This window comes from Streptomyces sp. NPDC057702 (assembly GCF_042799315.1).
Lineage (GTDB): Bacteria > Actinomycetota > Actinomycetes > Streptomycetales > Streptomycetaceae > Streptomyces.
This window is the reverse complement of the sequence record NZ_JBHVJC010000009.1, coordinates 204,895-226,293: the sequence shown is the minus strand read 5'-3', so window position 1 is coordinate 226,293 and position 21,399 is coordinate 204,895. Positions and strand designations below refer to the sequence as shown.

The following is a 21,399-nucleotide window of genomic DNA, read 5'->3' as shown; positions in this document are numbered from 1 at the left end:
CGCCAACGCGCCCCGCGCGCCGCGGGAAACGCGAGGGTCCGAGGTCGCGGCCGGTGGGCGGCGAACACGCGGACCGCCACCAACCCCCGCCGCCACGCTGGCGGACGGCGAACCCGCCGCCCGAGCGAACGCGCCGCGCACGGGGACCGCCGAAGGCGTGAGGCTCGGCGGCGCGGGCGGCGGCGGGCCCCTCCGGCGTGGCGGCGCGAGCCACGGCCCCGCACCGGTGCCGGGCGCCGCCACGACGTCACCCCGCGGGTGCCCGACGGGGTGCGGGTGTGTCCGAGCGGGCCACGGGAGGCGATACGAACCAGCCACGCCCCAGGCCCATCGAGAGCGGTGACGGCTGTCGCCCGAGTTGATCGCCTGCGACGATGTGTGATGCGTATATCACCATGTGCAACGGGCCTTGGACGCCCGTTTGTGCACTTCCTAGCGTGTGCAGGTTGGCGCCCCGCCGTCCGTCTGGCGGCGGGGCGATGGGAACTCACCCAAGGAGTCTCCTTACGTGCGCGTATTCATCACCGGAGCGACCGGCTTCATCGGGACCGCGGTCGTCCGCGAACTCGTCGCGGTCGGACACGAGGTCGTCGGGCTCGCCCGTTCGGACACGGCCGCGGCGGCGTTGACCGCGGCGGGCGTCGAGGTGCACCGAGGTGCGCTGCACGACCTCGACAGCCTGCGGGCCGGCGCCGCGGCGGCGGACGGCGTCATTCACCTCGCCTTCAGTCGGAACGTCTCCGACTACGTAGACGCCAGAAAGCTGGATCTGGGTGCTGTCGAGGCCCTGGGGACAGCACTCGAAGGCACGGGCAAACCGCTCGTGGTCACCTCGGTCACCCTGCCCCTCGCGATGATCGCGCCGGGTTGCCACGGAACAGAGGAGGTCCCACCCGTCCCGGGGTCGGCGGCGCCGCGCATCGCGGCGGAGAACGCCGCCATGGCGCTGGCCGAGCGCGGCGTGCGTGCCTCGGTGGTGCGGCTCTCGCCGGCCGTGCACGGCGAGGGCGGCACGGGGCTGGTCTCGCGGCTGATCGACATCGCGTGTGAGACAGGCGTGTCGGCCTTCGTCGGCGACGGGACCAACCGTTGGCCGGCCGTGCACCGGCGCGACGCGGCACGGCTGTTCCGACTGGCGGTCGAGAGCGCCCCGGCGCGCTCGATCCTGCACGGTGTCGGCGAGGAGGGGGTGCCGTTACGCGCCATCGCCGAGGTCATCGGCCGTCGGCTGGGGGTGCCGGTCGTCAGCCTCACCCCCGCCGAGGCCGGCCACCACTTCGGCTTCCTCGCCGATCTCGTCCCGCTGGACAACCTGGCATCGAGCGCCCTGACGCGAAGGAGGCTGGGTTGGCACCCGGCGTGGCCCGCACTCATCCCCGACCTCGAAGCCGACGCCTACTTCTGCACCTGCGCGCGCACGGCGGAACTGGCGTCGGCCGCGGGCTGACCCCACCCGCCAGGCCCACCCGCCGCGCGGTCACGCCCTCGCGCGCGAGCGCCGGGACGCGACGTGCGCGAACGTCCGTGGGGCCTGGTGGCGACCGGCCCCCACCGGGCGCCGGGGCCGGTTCCGGTGGGCGTGCTGGACGCCGTGGTCGCGGGTGGCCCGTGGCACGGGCGGTACGCATCGGCCGCCGGCCGGTGTCCCGCCGAGGCGTGCGTGGTCGGCGTCCGCGCGAGCCGGTGCCCTACGCCGCGCGGCCACGCCAACGGGCCGCCCCCCGCCTTTGGCGGGTCGACCCGCCGACCGGTCCCCGGCCGCACGGCGGACCAGCCAACTCCCGTACGAGGGAAGGAGAGCGCAGCGGCCCACACACCCTGGCAACGTTGTCCGCCCGGATGGCGGCACCAGCCGGACAGACCCGGCGGGTCCGTCGCGCGACGCCGGTCGGCTCGGCGGCGCGGACAGCGACGACGCGAGGGCGCGGCCGGGCGGGGCGGACGGGATCGGCGGAGTGGGCGGGGCGCCGCGTGCCCCGCGACCCGGTGATCGCGTAGGCCCCGGTAGCGGCGTCCTCTCGTGCCGGGAACACCCCGGTGCGAGAGGACGCGCGGCCGGGTGTGGCGGCGCCGCGCCACGGGTGCGCGGCGCGGGGCGTAAGGAGCCCGCGCGCCGCCTCGCGAGCGGGACGAGGCCGGGGCGGTGCGCGTGATGGGGGGCGTACGCGACAGGGCGCGTCCCCCATGGGACGTAGGGCCGGACCGTTCGACGTGGGCCCCACCCGTGGACGGAGGGCCAAGGCGGCCCCTGCCGTTCGGGTAGGTGGGGGTGGGGCGCCGGGTGGGCCGTGTGGCGTGGGTGGGGGCCGGGGCGTGCGCGGCGGGTGTCGTGGTGGGTGGCCGTGCGGGTGGGCTGGGGCGTGGCGCGCGGGCGAGGGCGGTGGCGGGCGCCGTGTCGGCGAGCCGGTGGGGGTCAGCCCGTGCTCGGGACGCGGCGGGTGAGCGATCGGCAGGCGCGGAAGAACTCCGCCACCTGGTCGCGGTCGTCGTCGGCGACCAGGGTCAGCCAGCTTCCGTCGGCGAAGGTGAGATGGAAGCGGGGCAGGTCGTGGTCGGCGTCGTGCGGGATCTCGGGCCGGGCCGTGCGGTAGGGAACGCGGTCCACGACGCGCAGTCGCCGTGCCCGCCCGGTGAACCACACCCGTGAGGGAGCCGCCAGCAGGACCAGTTCATCGGCCGTCGGCACGATCAGCCGCTCCCCGTCGGGCGCCGCCGCGTACCACGTCAGCAGCTTGTGGCCGGCCGCTGCCGTCCAGTCACCGTCGAAGGTCTGGTAGAGCCCGCGCTCCCGGGCCCGCGCCCGACGGAGTCGGGCCGCCTCCCGCGCCTCCCGCCGCACGCGCCGCTTCCTCGAACCGAGCGCCGGCCCGTCCCAGCCTTCGAGCGCCGCCACCAACAACAGGGGCGAGGCGAGGGCGAACCCGATGCCGGACATGACGTACGGGAGGAGGCGACGGCGGGGGCGTACGCGGGGCGCGCCGCTGGTGGCGGGTGGTGGGGAGGGGAGGGCGGTCTCCAGCGCGCACCAGGTGGCCGTCTCGGCGAACCGGTCCGACCCGGGACCCGCGGCCGGTCGCGAGCGTGAGCCCGTCGCCCCCGCCCGCCAGCCCGACTCCGGCTCGCTCCCCGCCCCTGGCTCCGCGTTCGACTCCGTCCGCGACGCCACCAGTTCGGCGGCGCGTGCCCGCATGCGCTTGGTTCCCATCCGGCCCACGATAGATCGACGTGCCGGGCCCGCCCCCGAGGTGGTCCGGCGCTGGGTGGGGCCCGGTCCCCGTGGCGTTCTCGCGGGGCGGCGGCGGGCAGGGGTCAGGTCGCCGTGGGCCGGGGGACGCAGGGGGGTTGGTCGTGCGGGTGGGGGCGCGGCAGGTGCCGGCAGGCGTGGCCGTGACGCCGACGCCGAGTGCGCCGGAGGGAGCGGCCCGGGTGTCGGCGGACGGGGCGCCGGGTGCGCTCCCGCGCCCGGCCCCGGTCGTCGAGCCGTTCGGGGATCGTCGCCCACACGCGGCCGGCCGGGCGCACGGTGGAAGGGGGCCGGTGCGCCCGGCCTACGCCGCGAGGTGGCCAGCTCCGCCGCGCGGTGGCGGGCCGGTGCTACTCGCCCCGGCCCAGGACGAGGCAGGTGTTGATGCCGCCGAAGCCGAAGGCGTTGTTCAGCGCGTGGCGCGGCCGGGCCGTGACCGCGTGCGCGGGCGCCAGCCGTAGCGGCGCCGCCGTGGGGATGGGCTCCCGCAGGTTGGCGTTGGGGTGGACGAATCCGAGCCGTAGCTGCTGGACGCAGGCCACCGCCTCGATCGCGGCGGCTGCCCCCAGACAGTGTCCGGTCAGGGACTTGGTGGCGTTGACCCACGGGGCCGCGACGTGCTCGCCGAGGACCTCGCGCAGGGCCGCGGCCTCCGCCTCGTCGCCCTGCGGGGTCGAGGTGGCGTGCGCGTTGACGTAGTCCACCTCGGAGCTGGTCACGCCGGCGTCGGCCAGCGCGCGCCGCATGACGCGCACCTCGTCCGGCAGCGAGGGGCCGGAGAGCCGGCTGCCGTGCAGGACGCTCGCGCCGCCCAGCAGCCGGGCCAGCGGGCGGGCGCCGCGCTCGGCGGCGTGCGCGCGGGACTCCAACACCATGGCGGCGGCGCCCTCGCCGTAGACGAAGCCGTCGTGACCGGTGTCGAAGGGCCGGCTGCGCTCGTGCGCCGGCTCCTGGCGCTCCTTGGCGCCGAGCGCGCCGAGGTTGAAGAACGCCATCTGCTCGACCGGGGAGAGTTCCGTCATCGGCGCGATGACCAGGCACACGTCGGCGTAGCCGTCGCGGATCATGCGTGCCCCGGTGACCAGCCCGACGTTGCCGGCGGCCGAGGCGCCGCCGGTGGTCACCCCCTCGCCGAGCACCCCGAACAGCTCGCTCGCCGTGCCCAGGAGATCGCTGTCCCACAGGTCGATGGCGTAACTCGGCCGGACGAAGGAGGGGGCCTTGCGGAACTTGCCGCCCATCTCCTGGTACAGCTGGTGCGCCTGGTTGCCGCCGGCGACGACCAGGCCCGTTCGGGTGGCGTCGCGGTCGGCCGGCGGACTCGCCGCCGACCAGGCCTCGACCGCCGCGAGCAGTGCGTACTGCTTCGAGCGGGTGGCCCGGCGGAGCAGCGGGCGCAGTCGCTGGACCAGTGCGGGCTCGACCGTGGGCAGGTGATCCGCGAGGACCTCGGCGGGGGAGCGGCGCTGACGGGCCACCACACCCAGCGCGGGTGGCAGATCCGGCCCCGGCGGCTCGAACGTCACCCCCGACACGCCGTCCCGCAGCGACCGCGTGAACTCCTCGACGCCGCTGCCGATGGCGCACTGGACGCCGAGTCCGGTGATGGCGACGCCACCGTCCGCGCTGGTCACAGCAGGTCCGCCCGGAGGGACTCCAGACGCGCCGGCTCGGTGCCGAACGGCGTGATGACCGGGTGGGTACGCAGCTCGGGGTGGCTGGTCTTCATGATGGCGGCCAGCGTGGACGAGGGCGTCAGGTCGACGTACTGGGCCCTCGCCGCGTCCGGCACGGCGGACAGGGCGCGGGTGAAGGCGATCGGTCGCCGCAGGGTGCTCCAGCAGTCCTCGGGGTGCCAACCCTTCACCACGTCCGTGGTGGTGGAGGAGATGAGGAGGGGGCGCGTGACGGCCGGGTCGGCGGTCGTGTCGAACGTCAGGGACGCGGCGAGCTCGGTGATCGGGTCGCGCAACCCGTCCAGCGCGGAGGAGTGGAAGGCGAAGTGCACGGGCAGCGCCACGGTGATCAGCCCACGGTCCCTGAGGGCCTCGGTGGCGATGCGCAGGCCGGTCGCCTCGCCGCTGAGCACGAAGTGGCCGTCGTGGTTGACCGAGGCGACCTCGGTGTGCTGGTGCAGGACGGGCAGTTCCTCGTAGAGCCGGGGGTCGCCCAGCACGGCGATCATGCCGCCCGGTCGCAGTCGGCCCTCCAACAGGTGCGCCATCTCGATGACGAAGCCCAACGCCGCCTCGGCCGGTACGTACCCCGCGATCGCCATGGCGCTGAACTCACCGAGGCTGGAGCCCACGAGGACGTCCGGGCGCAGGCCCTCCGTGCGCAGCAGCTCACTGAGCGCGTACTCGACCATGAAGATCGCCGCGTTGGACAGCGCGAGGTCGTCGCAGGGGTCGGACAGGCCGCGCCCGGAGTCGTACAGGTAGTCGACGACGGACCGCTCGCCCCGGCCGGTGCACACCGCGTCCAGACGGTCCACGGTGCGCCGGAACTCGACGTTGTCCCGGTAGAGGGACGAGGCCATGCCGAAGTACTGGGACCCCTGCCCGCCGAGCAGGTACACGATGTTGCGCACGTATTATCCCCCGGTTACTTCTGCTTTTTCTTTTCATGAAATATCGCATGGCTGGACCGGCGAGTCCACTTCGCCATGTGCATAAACGCGAGCGGACAGTATATGGGGCGCGCATTGCGGGTCAACGCTCCGGACACTTCTCGATTATTCTGGACATTTACGGCGGAAGTCGGGTCATGCGAGGAGTCCAAAGTGAAGCGGAATGTTAAGTTCCTCTTCTTGTGACTGCCTGGTCGGATGTAGGGGCGATATGGTTCACGAGGAACCAGAAACCGTGACGGTTCGATCTCCTCCCGTAACCGCTCGCAGCCGAGTTGCGCCGCGACCATTAATGGGGTGAAATGGCGCGCAGCCGTTCGGGGATGTGTCTGGGTGTCGCCGTCGATGTCTGCTTCTGCGTGCATCGAGCGGTACCTCACCTGTGATGACGCGTGTACCGCGTCGCCCGCGCTCGCGCTGTTCCGGCGCGCCCGCGCAGGTCCGTACGTGCTGATGTGCGTTTTCGGTAAGTCCATCGGGGGAATTGATCATGGGTCTGGTCGGTATGCGCCATGAACGCGGTGTTCCGCAGGTTCTCGTGCGGTCGGCGCGGCTTCCGTGCCTTGGGGATGTTCCCCGCGTTACACCTCCCTGTTTCCCCGGCAATGCTCCGGGTCGAGACCGAGCGGGAGTTTCCCGTCCCGCCAAACAGGCCCTCACGGTCGACAACGGGATGCCTGCCTTCGCATCCTGACGGCCTTACGTCTGGCCGATATCAACCGCCGTCGCGCAGCGCCTGCGGTGAATGGCCGTGGCTTACCAGCGACGTAGTCGGTCTGTAAATGGCAATAAGTTGTGCACCCGCGGACGGGTGGCGTCGAATGCCGCCCGATTGGGGCGGGCTTTCCGGCTTCCTATGGGCGTGTGAAAGGACAGAGAACCCGTCATGGTGGCTTATCTCTTCCCGGGGCAGGGGTCCCAGAAAATCGGCATGGGAGCCGAGCTCTTCGACGACTTCAAAGAGCTGACGGACACCGCCGACGAGATACTGGGCTATTCGGTCCGCGAGCTGTGCCTGGAGGGCCCGGAGGATCGCCTGGGCCGTACGCGGTTCACCCAGCCCGCCCTCTACGTCGTCAACGCGCTGAGCTATCTGCGGCTGCTGGCCGAGGGCAAGGCGCGCCCCGACTACGTCGCCGGACACAGCCTCGGTGAGTACAACGCCCTCCTGGCCGCCGGCGCGTTCGACTTCGCCACCGGCCTGAAGATGGTCAAGAAACGCGGCGAGCTGATGGGCCAGGCCCACGGCGGGGGCATGGCCGCGGTGGGCGGCCTGGAGGAGAAGGAGGTCCGCGACGTCCTGCGCGAGAACGGCTTCGACACCATCGCCGTGGCCAACCTCAACTCGCCCTCGCAGATCGTCGTCTCCGGCCCGCGTGAGGACGTCGAACGCGCCAAGGACGCCTTCCAGGCGGCGAACGTGCGCATGTACACCGTCCTCCAGGTCAGCGGGGCCTTCCACTCGCCGTACATGGAGCCCGCCCAGCACGAGTTCGCCGCGCACGTCGCGGGGTTCGCCCTCCAGGCCCCCACGATCCCCGTCATCGCGAACGTCACCGCCCGCCCCTACCGCGCCGAGCGCGTCGCGGAGACGCTGGTCACCCAGATCTCCTCGACGGTGCGCTGGAGCGAGACCATTCGCTACCTGATGGGCAAGGGCGAGGAGGAGTTCCTCCAGGTCGGCCCGGGGCACGTGCTGACCAGCCTGACCCGCAGCATCCGCCGCAACGCCGAGCCGCTGATCGTCACCCCCGAGCAGGAGGAGCGGGAGGCCCGCCTCCTGGCCGCCCCGGCTCCCGCCGCCACCCCGGCCGCGGCCACCCCGGCCGTCACGCCAGCCCCGGCTCCCACCGCGCCCCAGGCTCCGGCCACCGCGCGCATACCCGCGCCCGAGCGGCGTAGCGCACGTATACCGGAGCCCGCCTCCGAAGCGGCGTCCCGGCCCGCCGCCCGTGGCGCCATCCTCGCCACCGACCTCGGCAGCGCCAGCTTCAAGCGGGACTACGGTCTGCGCTACGCGTGCCTGACCGGCGGCATGTACCGCGGCATCGCCTCCGCCGAACTGGTCGTCGCCGTCGGCAAGGCCGGCATGCTCGGCTTCCTCGGCACCGCGGGCCAGCGGCCCGAGCGGGTCGAGGACGACATCCGTCTTCTCAAGCGCCGGCTCACCGACGGCGAGGCGTACGGCCTCAACCTCGTCCACGACCCGGGCCACCCCGAGCGCGAGGACGCCCTGGTCGACCTGTACCTGCGGCACGAGATCCGCACGGTCGAGGCGTCCGCCTTCATCGCCATGACCCCGGCCCTGATCCGCTACCGGCTCACCGGCCTGCGCCGGGACGCGGCCGGCCACGTCGTGCCCCGGGGCCGCGTCATCGCGAAGGTCTCCCGCCCCGAGGTCGCCCGAGCCTTCCTCAGCCCCGCCCCCACCCGCATCGTCGAGCAACTCCTGGCCCAGGGGCGTATCACCGAGACCGAGGCCGAGCTGGCGCGGGAGCTGCCCGTCGCCGACGACCTGTGCCTGGAGGCCGACTCCGGGGGCCACACCGACCAGGGCGTGGCCCTGGCGCTGATGCCCGCCATGCGTCGGCTGCGTGACGACATCACGGCCCAGCGCGGCTACCCGCGCCGGGTGCGCCTGGGCGCCGCCGGCGGCATCGGCACCCCCGACGCCGCCGCGGCCTGCTTCCTGATGGGCGCCGACTTCGTCACCACCGGCTCCATCAACCAGTGCACCGTCGAGGCCGGAACCAGCGAGCAGGTCAAGGACCTGCTCCAGGACATCAACATCCAGGACACCGGCTACGCCCCCGCCGGCGACATGTTCGAGTACGGCGCCCGCGTGCAGGTACTCAAGCGCGGTGTGCTCTTCCCGGCCCGGGCCAACAAGCTCTACGAGCTCTACCGGCGCCACGACGCGCTGGAGCAGATCGACGCCACCACGGCCGAACAGCTCCAGAGCCGGTACTTCAGGAAGACCTTCGCCGAGGTCTACGCCGAGGTCCAGGCCCACCACCCACGGCGGGAGATCGAGCGGGCCGAGTCGGACCCCAAGCACAAGATGGCCCTGGTCTTCAAGTGGTACTTCGCCCACGCCACACGTCAGGCCCTCAGCGGCTCCGACGAGGGGCGGGTGGACTTCCAGGTGCAGTGCGGCCCCGCGCTCGGCGCGTTCAACCAGTGGGTCAGGGGCACCGAGCTGGAGGACTGGCGCCGCCGACACGTCGCGGACATCAACCACCGCGTCCTGGACGAGGCAGCCGCCCTCATGGGACGAAGACTGGCCGCGGTGGGAACTGAGTAAATGGGCTACGAGACTCTGCGCGTCGTACTCCAGGGCCAGGTCTGCCGCGTGCGGTTCGACCGACCCGAGCGCGACAACGCCATCAACGACGCGATGATCCGCGAGTGTCACCAGGTGCTGGACACCTGCGAGCGGGACGGCCGCGGCCTCGTCGTTTTCGAGGGGTCGGACCAGGCGTTCTGTGTCGGCGCCGACTTCGGCGACTTCGCCCCCCAGCACGGGCCGAGCGAACCGGCCGAGTACGACCCGGCGCCGCTGTACGACCTGTGGTTGCGGATGGCGAGCGGCCCCTACATCACCCTCGCCCACGTCCGGGGCAAGACCAACGCGGGCGGCGTGGGCTTCGTCGCGGCCAGCGACATCGTCATCGCCGACACCACCGCCACCTTCAGCCTCTCGGAGCTGCTGTTCGGGCTGTACCCGGCGATGGTCATGCCCTTCCTCACCCGGCGCGTCGGCTTCCAACGAGCCAACTACCTGACGCTGACCACCCGCGCCGTCGACGCCCAGCAGGCCACCGAATGGGGCCTGGTCGACCGCAGCGCCGAGCGCAGCGGACCGCTCCTCGCCCAGCACCTGGGCCGGATGAGCAAGCTCTCCGTGGACGGCATCGCCCGCTACAAGCGCTTCATGAGCACCGAGATCGCGCCGCTGCGCCAGCACCGCGAGGGCGCGATCGCCGCCAACCTGGAGATCTTCTCCGACCCCCGCAACCTCCAGCGCATCACGCGCTTCGTCGAAGACGGCATCTATCCCTGGGAACAGCGCGGCCCGCACGACCCCCCGCGCGCGGATGAGGGAGCAGCATGAGGATCACCTCCGAGGCGGCGGCGCGACCGGCGCCGCGCGACCACGACGCGGGCGAGCGGCGCCCCCGGGCGCCCAGAGCGCCGCGCCGCGCGTGTCCGGGGCGAGCCGCACCCGACGCCCGACCCGCGCGCGCCACCGCCGCACCGCGGCGCACCGCCCGGGGTGAGGCCGCGTGAGCCAGAACGCGACCACCCCGGCCCCCGCGCCCGGCCCGCGCGCGGCCATCGCCGTCACCGGCATCGGCGCCCGGCTGCCCGACGCCCGCGACCACCGCGAGTACATCGCCAACCTGCTGGCCGGCCACAGCTCCCCGACCGAGATATCACCCGAGCGCTGGGACCCCGAGGCGTACTACTCGGCCGACGTGAGCGAGCCGGGCAGGACGGCCAGCAAGTGGTGCGGGCAGGTCGCCCACCCGTACGACTTCGACCACACCTTCTTCCGCGTCTCGCCCCGCGAGGCCGCCCTGATGGACCCGCAGCAACGCCTGCTCCTGGAGGAGACCTGGCACTGCGTGGAGGACGCGGGCACGCCGCTGGCCGCGCTGCGCGCCGCGCGCACCGCCGTCTACGTCGGCGCCATGGCCCGCGACCACCTCCAGGAAGCGGCCAAGGACGACGGGTCGATCCAGAGCCACTCCGCGCTCGGCGGCTACGACAGCCTGCTGGCCAACCGGCTCTCCCACACCCTGGGCCTACGCGGACCCAGCGTCTCCGTGGACGCCGCCTGCGCCGCCTCGCTGGTCACCGTGCACCTGGCCGTCAACGCGCTGCTCGGCGACGAGATCGACTACGCGCTGGCCGGCGGCGTCAGCCTGAACCTCCACCCGTGGAAGTACATCTCCTTCTCCAAGGCCCGCATGCTCAGCCCCCGTGGGCTGTGCCGCACCTTCTCGCAGGACGCCGACGGATACGTGCCCGGCGACGGCGTGGGCATGGTGCTGCTGCGCCGCCTGGAGGACGCGGTACGCGACGGGGACCACATCTACGGCGTCCTCACCGGCAGCGCCGTTAACCACGGCGGCAGCCGGGCCACCATCACCGCCCCCACCGTGGAGTCGCAGCGCGAGGTCATCACCGCCGCCCTGGCCCGCGCCGGCGCCGACCCGCGCACCATCACCTACGTCGAGGCACACGGCACCGGCACCTCGCTGGGCGACCCCATCGAGGTCGAGGCACTGCGCCAGGTGTACGCCGCCGCCTCGGACGACGAGGGCTGGTGTCACATCGGCTCCGTCAAGCCCAACATCGGGCACCTGGAAGCGGCGGCGGGCGTCGCCGGCCTCATCAAGGTGCTCATGATGATGGCCGAGCGCCAGGTGCCGCCGAGCATCCACATCAGCGCCCTCAACCCGCTGATCAAGCTGGCCGGCAGCCCCTTCGAGATCACCCAGAAGCCCGCCGACTGGCTGCCCCACAAGCCGGGCGAGGTCCTGCGGGCCGGTGTCAGCTCGTTCGGCATGGGCGGCGTCAACTCCCACCTGATCGTCGAGGAGTACGCCGCCGACCGCGCCCCGGCCGCCGGGTCCCGACCGGCCGGAAAGCGCCGCGCCCGCCCCTCGACGCGCTACCCCTTCCTGCTCTCCGCCCGCTCCCCACGCGCCCTCGAACCGCTGCTGGACCGCTGGCGCGCCCTCACCGACGCCCCCGGCGGCGCCCCCGGGCACGCCGTCGACATCTGCCACACCCTGGCCGTCGGCCGCGAGCACGCCGCCGCCCGCGTCGGCGGGTTGGTCAGCGGGCCGGACGACATCGCCGCGCTGGTCGCCGCGCCCGGCGAGGCCCACGTACCGCCCCCCGACCGCCGCTGGCGGCTGGCCGTGGGCGAACTGCGCCCGCCGGCGCGGCAGCGTCTGCGCGAACTGCTGGCCACCCCGCCGTACGCGGACGCCGCCGAGGCGTTCCGCGCCACCTCCGAGGAGGCGCAGGCCGCTCTGCGCGCCCTGCGCCAGGGCGACCGTGGCCCGCGCTCGGCGGCCGTGTTCGGGCTGCTGACGGTGCGGGTGCTGCTGGATCTGGGACTGGCCCCCGACAGCGTCACCGCACACGGCGCCGGGGTGTGGCCCGCGCTGGCCGCCGTGGGCACGCTGGAGTGGCCGGCCGTGGCGGACCTGGCCCGGGGCAAGGCGCCCGAGAGCCTGTCGCCGCACGCCCCGAGCCTGCCCTTCACCGAACCGCTGACAGGTCACACCTTCCCCACCCACCCGCTGGACGAGTCCTACCTCGCCGACCTGTTGGACGGCCTGACCCTCGGTGCCGAGGAGACCGCCGCCGTCTGGGCCAAGGCCAGCCGACTGGTCGACGCCCAGCACACCTTCCGCGGCCACCTGCGGGCCTGGAACCAGGAGCTGGAGTGGCGGGGCCGGCAGGAGTGGCGACTGCCGCTGGACAGCGCGGACTGGGCCACGCCACCGGCCGCCGCGACCGAGCCCGGCGAGGTCTTCCGGGTCCTGGCCACCCAGCACGCCCTGGACCTGGTGGACCGCAAGTGGAGCCTGCCGCGCGACCTGATGGTGCGTGACCCACGCGCCCGCGAGGTGCTCGACCTGCTGGCCGACGGGGTCCTCGCCCGCGAGCACCTGCCCACGCTGCTGGCCACCGGCACCGAAGGCCGCGCCCAGGTCGCCGCCGACCTGCGCGAGCGCTCCGTACGTCCCGCGCCGGACGCGGACTACCCGATGCTGCGAGAGCGCGCCGGGATGGCGGTCACGCCCGAGCAGGTGCGCGCCTGGGCCGCCACCGGCGTACGCGAGAGCGCCGCCGCGCCCGCGCCGCGCGCCGCCACGCTGTGGATCGGCGAGCCCGGCACCACCGGGCCCGCCGACGTGGTGATCGACGGTGACGCGGCGCTCGCCGACGTCATGGCCGAGCCGCTGCTCCACCTGTGGCGCGCGGGCGTGGACGTCGACTGGGCCCGCTACTTCGCCGGTACCGGCCGCCGCTCGCTGCCCCTGCCCACCACCGAGTTCGTCCGCACCACCCACCGCGCCCCACGGCCCACCCCCGCCACCGAGGAGCCCGGCCCCCGGGGCGCGCGGTCGGCCCAGCCCACCACGACCCGCGCCGCGACCGGCGCGCGCGAGGGCCTGGCCGACGCGCCGGCCGGGTCGCGGGACCCACACGCCGCCGCCCCCACGTCCCCGGGGGCGGACGCGCCGGGAACCGCGACCCCGCCGCTGTCCGACGGTGACGTACGCGGCTTCGTGGAGGGCCTGTTGGCCGCCGGCCAGCACGCCAGGACACTGCTCGACCGGTGGGCCGCCGGCGCCCCCGAGGTGCTCCCCGGCCTGCGGTCACCGGACTGGCCGACGGCCGGCGCGCCGGCCGCGCCCCAGGTCGCGCCGGCGGAGCCGCCGCCCACCGGCACCGGCCCGCACCCCCTGGTCCACGAGAACGTCTCGGACTTCCGCGAGGAGCGCTTCCGTTCCTCCTGGTCGGGCCGCGAACCCCTGCTGCGCGACCACCAGGTCCACGGCCGGGCCGCCCTGCCCGGCCCGGCGTGGATCGAGGCCGCCCGCGCCGCCGTCGCCCTGGCCCACGGCGTGGACGCCGGCCACCTCGGCGTTCGCCTCACGGACCTGACCTGGCACGAGAGCTACCGTCACCAGCCCGAGGACCCACGGCCCGTGGACATCGCCCTGGTCCAGGAGCCGGGCGGGCTCGTCGACTTCGACTGCTACCAGCGACGCGCCGAAGGCGCCGAGATGGCCGACGACGTACGCCTGTTCTGCCAGGGCCAGGCGACGCTGGTCGAGGGCGTCGAGCCGGACCGGGTCGACCTGCGGCGCTTCACCGACGACACCGTGCCCCACGGTTCGCTGGCGGACCTGACCGCCGCCCTCGGCCGGGCCGGGGTCGAACAGGGCGCCACGTACCAGGCCCTGCGGGCCGTCTGCCGTGGACAGAACCACGTGCTGGCCGAGCTCAGCCTGCCCGAGGCGCTGCGCCCGGACGCCGACCGGTACGCCGTCCATCCCGTCCTGCTCACGGCCGCGCTCCAGGTGGCGGCGCTGTGGCCGGACCCGGCCCGGCCCGCCGCCGTGCTGCCGGCCGCCGTCGACGAGGTGACCTTCCACGGCCGGTGCGTGGCGGAGGCCTACGCGATCCTCACCGCCGCCGCCCCCCAGGCCCTCGACCTCGACCTGCGTGACAGGAACGGCCGGCTACTGGTCCGCCTGTCCGGTATCCGTTTCGCCCACCGAGATGAGGGGCCGTGCTGACCAACCCGGACATGACCATCCCGGACGACCTGCACCTGTTCACCGAGGAGTGGCGGGAGACACCCGCGCTCGCGGCCGACCCGGCCCCCCGGTACCGGTGCGCCCTCCTGTTGCTCTCCGACGAGCGTGAACAGGAGCGCGTCCGGCGTCAACTCATCGCCACACAGCCCGAGTTGACCGTCGTGAGCGTCGGGCGGGGCGCCGGGTACCAGCGGCTGGCGGCTGACCGGTACGAGCTCGGCGGCGATCTCGAAGCGGCCTACCGCACCCTGCTGCGGGCCGTCGTGGACGAGCACGGGTCCGTCGACGTCATCGCCCACCTGTGGGCCACCGAGCCCACCGGCCGGGACCTGTTCGACCAGCCCGACCCGCTGCGCGCCCTGCTGCGTGTCGTCGCGGAGGAGGTCAACCGGGGCGGCCGGGCGCCCAGCCGTGTCGTACTCGGTGCCACCTACACCGACGGCGAGCAGCGGGCCGCCCTCGAAGCCTGGTGGGGCTTCGAACGATCGACCGGCCTGGTCCTGCCCGCCACCACGCTCACCGTCCTCGGCCTGGACGGCGCCACCGACGCGGCGGCCCGGCTCCCCGACATCCTGGCCACCGAACTGCGCGCCGCGCGCCCCACCGGCGCCCTGCACAGCGGGGAACGCCGCCTGACCCCGCGCACGCGCCCGGTCGCCCTCCAGGCCGGGCCGGACATCCTGCGCACCGGCGGCACCTACCTGATCACCGGCGGCGCCGGCGGCCTCGGCGCCATCTTCGGCGACTGGCTCGCCCGCGACTACCAGGCCCAGCTGGTGCTGGTCGGCCGCCGCCCGGCGGACGCGGCAGGGGTGCGGGCGCGGCTGGCCGAACTGGCCGCCGCCGGCGCCGGCGCGACCCTGTACCGCCAGGCCGACGTGGCCGACGAGGCCGCCCTGACCACGGCGATCCAGGACGCGGCGGCCCGCTTCGGGCGGATCGACGGGGTGCTGCACGCGGCGGGCGTCGAGGCCCACGGCGGCATCGCCGACCGGGACGCGGCGACCTTCGCCCGCGTCCTGGCCCCCAAGGTCGCCGGCACCCGGGCCCTGGAGAGCGCCCTCGCGCGGGCCCTGCCGGGCCCGGGCCAGGCCCCCGACTTCGTCTGCTACTTCTCCTCCAGCGCCGCCGTGCTGGGTGACTTCGGCAGTTGCGACTACGCGGTGGCCAACCGCTACCAGGTCGCCCACGCCCACCACCTGACCCGGCGCCAGCCCACCGGGCCCAGGCGGCTGGCCGTCAGCTGGCCGCTGTGGCGCAGCGACGGCATGAACCTGGCCGACGCCGACGCGGGGGAGTTCTACCTGCGCTCCAGCGGGCAGCGCTACCTGGAGCCGGCCGAGGGCACCGCCCTCCTGCGCCACCTCCTGGCCCAGCCCGAACCCGCCTATCTGGCCATGGTCGGCCAGCGCGAGCGCGTCCACGCCACGTTGCGGGTGGACGCCGAGACGCCGACCCCGGCCCCACACACCGCCGGGGCGCCCTCGCCCACGCGGCAACATCCCACGTCGCACGAGGAGTCACAGCAGGCCATGGATCTGGGAGAGGAGCTGCGGCGGGACCTGAAGGGCGTCGTCAGCCAGATCATGATGCTGCCGGTGGAGAAACTGGCCGGCGACGAGAACTTCCGCGACTTCGGATTCGACTCCATCACGCTGGTGGAGTTCGCCGGAGTGCTCTCGGAGCGGCTGGGCGTCGAGCTCACCCCGGACGTCTTCTTCAGCTACCCGACCCTGCACACGCTGCACGAGTTCCTGCTCACCCGCCACCAGACCCGGCTGGCGGAGCACTACGGGATAGCCACCGGGTCCGAGCCCGCCGCGCCGGCCGCCGACACGCTCACCCCGGTCACCGAGGCCCCCGCCCCGGTCGCCACCCCCGCGCCGGCCGCCGACATGCCCACCCCGGTCACCCAGGCTCCCGCGCCGGAGTCCGCCGGCCAGTCGGCGTCGCCCGCGCCGACGCCCGCCGCCGAGGCCACGCCCGTACGTCCCGGAGCCCGGCTGCGCACCCGGCGTGGCGACGGCAGCCGCTTCGCCCCCACCCAGCCCGGGGCCCGACCGGAGACCGGGGCACCGGCCCCGGCACCGGCCGCCGCGCGGGCGGACCACGACCTCCCCGCCGCGCGGACCGAGGCTGGCAGGACCGCCCCGCCCGAGCCGGCGGCCCCCCGGCCCCCGGCCCCGCGCCCCGGCGACCGGCCGGACGCGCCCACCCCGGTCTCCGCCGACGAGCAGTTCTCCATCATCGGCATGAGTGGGCGCTTCCCCGGCGCCCGCACGGTCGAGGAGCTGTGGACCCTGCTGGTCGAGGGCCGCAGCGTGATCGGCCCGATGCCGCGCGAGCGGCGCGAGTGGTGGGCCGACGACAAGCGCCGGTCCGTTGGCGCGGTCCCCGGCGTCGCCGAGTTCGACCCGCTCTTCTTCGAGATCGCGCCCAGCGAGGCCGCGGCCATGGACCCGCGCCAGCGGCTGCTCCTGGAGGAGATGTGGAAGGCCCTGGAGGACGCCGGCTGCGGGCGTGAGCAGGTGGCGAACGAGCGGGTGGGCGTCTTCGTCGGCGCCGAGGAGGGCGACTACCGCTCGCTGGCCTTCGCCGAGGAGCGCATCACCTCCAACCACAACGCGGTGATGGCCGCCCGCCTGTCGTACTTCCTCAACCTCTCCGGCCCCGGCATCGCCATCAACACCGCCTGCTCCTCCAGCCTGGTCGCCCTGCACGAGGCGTGCCTGAGCCTGCGCCACGGGGACTGCGACACCGCGATCGTGGCCGGCGCCAACCTGCTGACCACCCCCCGCGAGTACGACGTCATGGACGGCGCCGGCATGCTCTCCGCCCAGGGGATCTGCCGCGCCTTCGACAAGCGGGCGGACGGCATGGTGCCCTCCGAGGCCATCACCGTCGTCGTCCTCAAGCGCCGCCCGCACGCCGAGCGCGACGGCCACCGCGTCTACGCCAACATCCTGGCCAGCGGCGTCAACAACGACGGCCGCACCAACGGCATCACCGCCCCCAGCGGCAACGCCCAGGCCCGCCTCCTCCAGGAGGTCTACCGGCGCGCCGGCATCTCCCCGGACTCGCTCAGCCACCTGGTCAGCCACGGCACCGGCACCCGCCTCGGCGACCCCGTCGAGATCAACGCGCTGGCCGAGGCGTTCCGCCCGCACACCGAGCGCACCGGCTTCTGCGCCCTGACCTCCACCAAGCCCAACGTCGGCCACGCCCTGGCCGCCTCCGGCCTGGTCAGCCTCATCGGCCTGGTGCTGGGCATGCGCGCGGAGACCATCCCGCCGAGCATCAACTGCGAGGAGATCAGCGACTTCGTCAACTGGGAGCAGAGCCCCTTCTACGTCAGCCGCGCGGCGCACGCCTGGCCGGAGCGCGCGGGCCAGCCGCGCCGCGCCGCCGTCAGCTCCTTCGGTTTCAGCGGCACCAACGCCCACGTGGTGCTCGAAAGCCACGGCACGGCACGCGAGGAGGCCGAGCGACTCGGCCGCCAACCGGGCGCCCCCTGGCACCTGCTGGTGTGCTCCGCCAAGTCCGACGCGGCGCTCACCCGCCAACTCCACGCCCTGGCCGACCACCTGGCCGCGCTGCCCGCTGACGTCGGCCCCGGCCTGATGTCCTCGGTCAGCCGCACCCTGCTCGCCGGGCGGCACCACTTCGCGCGCCGCCGCGCGTTCGTCGTACGTGACCGCGCCGAGGCCGTCACCGCGCTGCGCCGGGCCGCCGACGGAACGGACGGCCCCGAGACGGTCCGCGGCCTGGTGCCGCGCGACTTCACCCCGAGCGCGGCCGAGACCCGCGCGCTGCGCGAGCTGGCCGCCGAGACCGCCGGCGACCACGGCCGCGAGTCGCTGACCGAGCTGGCCCACGCCTACTGCCAGGGCCACGAACCGGCCGCGTTCGCCGAGCTGTGGGGCGCCACCCCGCCGCCGCGCACCGGCCTGCCCACCTACGCCTTCGACCACGCCGAGTACTGGGTGGCCGGCCCGGTCGCGACCGCGACCGACGGGACCACCGCTCACCTGCACCCGCTGGTCCACCGCAACGTCTCCGACGTCACCCGCCAGCGCTTCACCGCCACCTTCACCGACCCCCGCGCGGCGTACGGGCTCCTGGCCGAGGGCACCGCGCAGACCGGGGCGCTGCTCGAACTCGCCCGCGCCGCCGTGGTGTGGGGTCTGGGCGGCGCGGAGCGGGCCGTCGCCCTGCGTGAGGTGGCCTGGCACGCGCCGCTGACCCCGAGCGAGCCCGAGGGCGCGCCGCGCCTGGACCTGTACGTCGACCTGCGGGACGCGGGCGAGGGCGCGGTCGACTGGGCCATCCACGTCGACCGGGGCGAGGAGTCCTACCTGGTCTGTGACGGCGGCGCGACCCCGGTCACGTCCGGGGCCGACACGGCGCCCGCCGTGCTCGACCTGCTCGCGCTGCGCGCCCAGGCCGGCCGGGACCGCGTCCTGGTGGAGCTGGCACCGGCGCCGCACGAGGCCGCCGGCGCGGCCCTGGTGCTGGCCTCCGAGCACGTCGAGGCATGCCTGGCCGCCGCCCGTGAACGGCTGGGCTGGGACGCCGCCGAGGGTGTCGTCACCGCGACCGCCGAGGCACGCTTCGCCGCCACCGCGCAGCCCCTGCGCTGGGCCCTGGTCACCCCCCGGGCCGACGGGCCGGCGGGCGCCAGCTCGCTGACCGTCGAACTGGCCGCCGACGACGGCACGGTGGCCGTCCGCCTGGGCGAGCTGACCCTGAGCCGGGAGCAGGCCCGCCCGCACGCGGCGGCCACCCCCGCCCAGGCGCCCGGCGAGGGCCGGCAGCCACAGATGCGCGGCTGGACCGTGGCCCAGTGCGTGGCCTGGGAGCTGGCCGACGCCGCCGGCCAGGTGCTCGCCATCCCGGCGGGAGAGCTGGACGCCGAGGAGAACCTGGCGGCCTACGGCATCGACTCGCTGAACATCGCCAAGTTCGCCAGCACGCTCAGCGCACGCCTGGGCTTCACCCTCACCCCCGACCTGTTCTTCAGCCACCCCACGCTCAAGCGGCTGGAAACCTTCCTGCTCACCTCGCACGCCGAGCGGATGACCACCCGCTACCGCGAGGGCAGCGCGGCCAGCGCCGCGCCGGCCACCGTTCCGGGCGAGGTCAGGCGCCGCTCCGCGCGCTTCGCCGACGCCGCGCCGGCACGCGGCGCGGGCCTGGGCCCGGCCGAGGAGCCGATCGCCATCGTCGGCATGAGCGGGCGCTTCCCCGGCGCCCGCGACGTCGCCGACCTGTGGTCGATTCTCGCCGAGGGCCGCAGCGTCATCGACGAGGCCCCCGAGGAGCGCGCGGCCTGGCACACGGCCGGGGAGTGGCCCGAGGGCGCGCACCCGCCGAAGTTCGGCCCGGTCCCCGGCATCGCCGAGTTCGACCCGCTGTTCTTCGAGATCTCCCCGCGCGAGGCGGAGCTGATGGACCCGCGTCAGCGACTGCTGCTCCAGGAGATGTGGCGGGCCCTGGAGGACGCCGGATACGGGGAGCGGTCCGTGTCCGCCGGCAACGTCGGGGTCTTCGTCGGCGTCGAGGAGGGCGACTACCGCTACCTCGTCGACGACCAGGCCACCGTCACCTCGAACAGCAACGCCATCCTGGCCGCGCGCCTGGCCTACTTCCTGAACCTCTCCGGCCCCAGCATGGCCATCAACACCGCCTGCTCCTCCGGCCTGGTCGCACTGCGCGAGGCGTGCCTGAGCCTGGCCTACGGCGACTGCGACACCGCCATCGTCGCCGGCGCCAGCCTGATGGCCTCCGACCACGACTACCTGGCCATGGACAAGGCCAACATGCTCTCGCCCGACCGCACCTGCTACGCCTTCGACCAGCGGGCCAACGGCATGGTGCCCGGCGAGGCCGTCGCCGTGCTCGTCCTGAAGAAACGGCGCGCGGCCGAACGCGACGGCAACCTGGTCTACGCCTCGATCCTCGGCAGCGGCATCAACTACGACGGCCGCACCAACGGCATCACCGCCCCCAGCGGCGAGGCCCAGTCCCGCCTGCTGACCTCGATCTACGACCGACACCGGATCTCGCCGGACTCGCTGGACTACGTCGTCAGCCACGGCACCGGCACCCGCCTGGGCGACCCGATCGAGGCCAACGCGCTGGCCGAGGCGTTCCGCTCGCGCACCGAGCGCACCGGCTTCTGCGCCCTGACCTCGGTCAAGCCCAACATCGGGCACAGCATGGCCGCCTCCGGCCTGGTCAACCTCATCACCCTGGTGACCGCCATGCGCAAGGAGACCATCCCGCCGAGCATCCACTGCGAGGAGCTCAGCGACTACATCGACTGGGAGACCAGCCCCTTCTTCGTCAACCGCGAGACCCGCGCCTGGCCCGCGACCCCGGGACGGCCCCGCCGGGGCGCGGTCAGCTCGTTCGGCATGAGCGGCACCAACGCGCACGTCATCGTGGAGGCGTACGGCACCGAGCGCGAGGACGCGGCCGGCCGGGCCGACCGCACCTTCCCCCAACACCACCTCCTGCTGGTCTCCGCCAAGACCGAGGAGGCGCTCCAGGAGCGGCTGAGCACCCTGGCCGACCACCTGGCCGCCCGGCCCGCCGCCGACGCGGCCCACCTGGCCTCGGTCAGCCGCACCCTGATGAGCGGCCGACACCACTTCGCGCTGCGCTGCGCCGTGGTCGTCCAGGACCGGGACGACGCGGTACGGCTGCTCCGCGAGGCGGCGGCCGGCGTGAAGATCCCCAACCTCGTCCGTGGCTCGGTCAGCCGCGACTTCGCCCCCAACGCCACGATCGGCAAGCTGATCGAGGGCCTGGTGCGGGCCAGCCGCACCGTGTGGGGCGACGGCGAGCGCTACTCCGACCACCTCACCGCCCTGGCCGAGTTCTACTCCCAGGGCTACCCGCCCCACTTCGACGGCCTGTGGGAGAGCCAGCCACGGCTGACCAGCCTCCCCGGCTACCCCTTCGCCACGGAGCACTACTGGGCCTCGCCCGCCCCGGGCAGCGCCCTGGCCGTCAGCTCCCAGGACTCCCGCCTCCATCCGCTGGTGCACGAGCACACGTCGGACGGCAACGTCATCCACCGGTTCAGCTCGAAGTTCTCCGGCCGTGAAGCCTTTCTGAACGACCTGCTGATCCCCATCGAGAACACCACTCGCTGAGCAGCGGCACAT

At 74.2% G+C, this 21,399-nt stretch carries 8 protein-coding genes; 5 read left to right on the top strand and 3 right to left on the bottom strand.

Annotation, left to right across the window (positions count from 1 at the left end; all coding sequences use genetic code 11):
• Positions 1-508: 508 nt before the first annotated feature.
• Positions 509-1,447 carry an SDR family oxidoreductase gene (locus ACFVFR_RS09210; RefSeq protein ID WP_383699076.1) on the top strand — a complete coding sequence of 313 codons (939 nt, stop codon included), beginning with the start codon at positions 509-511 and terminating at the stop codon, positions 1,445-1,447.
• 966 nt (positions 1,448-2,413) lie between these two features.
• Here ACFVFR_RS09210 and ACFVFR_RS09205 read toward each other — a convergent pair.
• The 3 genes from ACFVFR_RS09205 to ACFVFR_RS09195 form a co-directional block, all read right to left on the bottom strand.
• Positions 2,414-3,205 carry a hypothetical protein gene (locus ACFVFR_RS09205; RefSeq protein WP_383699075.1) on the bottom strand — a complete coding sequence of 264 codons (792 nt, stop codon included), beginning with the start codon at positions 3,203-3,205 and terminating at the stop codon, positions 2,414-2,416.
• 389 nt (positions 3,206-3,594) lie between these two features.
• Complete coding sequence (locus ACFVFR_RS09200) at positions 3,595-4,878, bottom strand: beta-ketoacyl synthase N-terminal-like domain-containing protein (RefSeq protein ID WP_383699074.1); 1,284 nt, start codon at positions 4,876-4,878, stop codon at positions 3,595-3,597.
• Positions 4,875-5,834 carry an acyltransferase domain-containing protein gene (locus ACFVFR_RS09195; RefSeq protein WP_383699073.1) on the bottom strand — a complete coding sequence of 320 codons (960 nt, stop codon included), beginning with the start codon at positions 5,832-5,834 and terminating at the stop codon, positions 4,875-4,877. Before ACFVFR_RS09195 ends, ACFVFR_RS09200 begins: the two co-directional genes overlap by 4 nt.
• Positions 5,835-6,759: 925 nt before the next feature.
• Between ACFVFR_RS09195 and fabD the strand changes: the two genes are divergently transcribed.
• From fabD to ACFVFR_RS09175, 4 genes are all read left to right on the top strand, one after another.
• Complete coding sequence (fabD, locus tag ACFVFR_RS09190; RefSeq protein WP_383699072.1) at positions 6,760-9,177, top strand: ACP S-malonyltransferase; 2,418 nt, start codon at positions 6,760-6,762, stop codon at positions 9,175-9,177.
• On the top strand, positions 9,178-9,987 hold the full coding sequence (locus ACFVFR_RS09185; RefSeq protein WP_383699071.1) for an enoyl-CoA hydratase/isomerase: 810 nt from the start codon (positions 9,178-9,180) through the stop codon (positions 9,985-9,987).
• Between the two features lie 172 nt (positions 9,988-10,159).
• Positions 10,160-14,206 carry a beta-ketoacyl synthase N-terminal-like domain-containing protein gene (locus ACFVFR_RS09180; RefSeq protein WP_383699070.1) on the top strand — a complete coding sequence of 1,349 codons (4,047 nt, stop codon included), beginning with the start codon at positions 10,160-10,162 and terminating at the stop codon, positions 14,204-14,206.
• Entirely contained in the window at positions 14,200-21,387 is a 7,188-nt protein-coding gene (locus ACFVFR_RS09175; protein WP_383699069.1) for an SDR family NAD(P)-dependent oxidoreductase, read from the top strand. The genes ACFVFR_RS09180 and ACFVFR_RS09175 overlap by 7 nt, the downstream gene beginning before the upstream one ends.
• The last annotated feature ends 12 nt before the right edge of the window (positions 21,388-21,399 follow it).

What these genes read in the sequence shown, in the direction of transcription:
- fabD (WP_383699072.1), top strand. Translation starts at nt 6,760, where the DNA reads ATGGTGGCTTATCTCTTCCCGGGGCAGGGGTCCCAGAAAATCGGCATG.
- ACFVFR_RS09185 (WP_383699071.1), top strand. Translation starts at nt 9,178, where the DNA reads ATGGGCTACGAGACTCTGCGCGTCGTACTCCAGGGCCAGGTCTGCCGC.
- ACFVFR_RS09205 (WP_383699075.1), bottom strand. Translation starts at nt 3,205, where the DNA reads ATGGGAACCAAGCGCATGCGGGCACGCGCCGCCGAACTGGTGGCGTCG.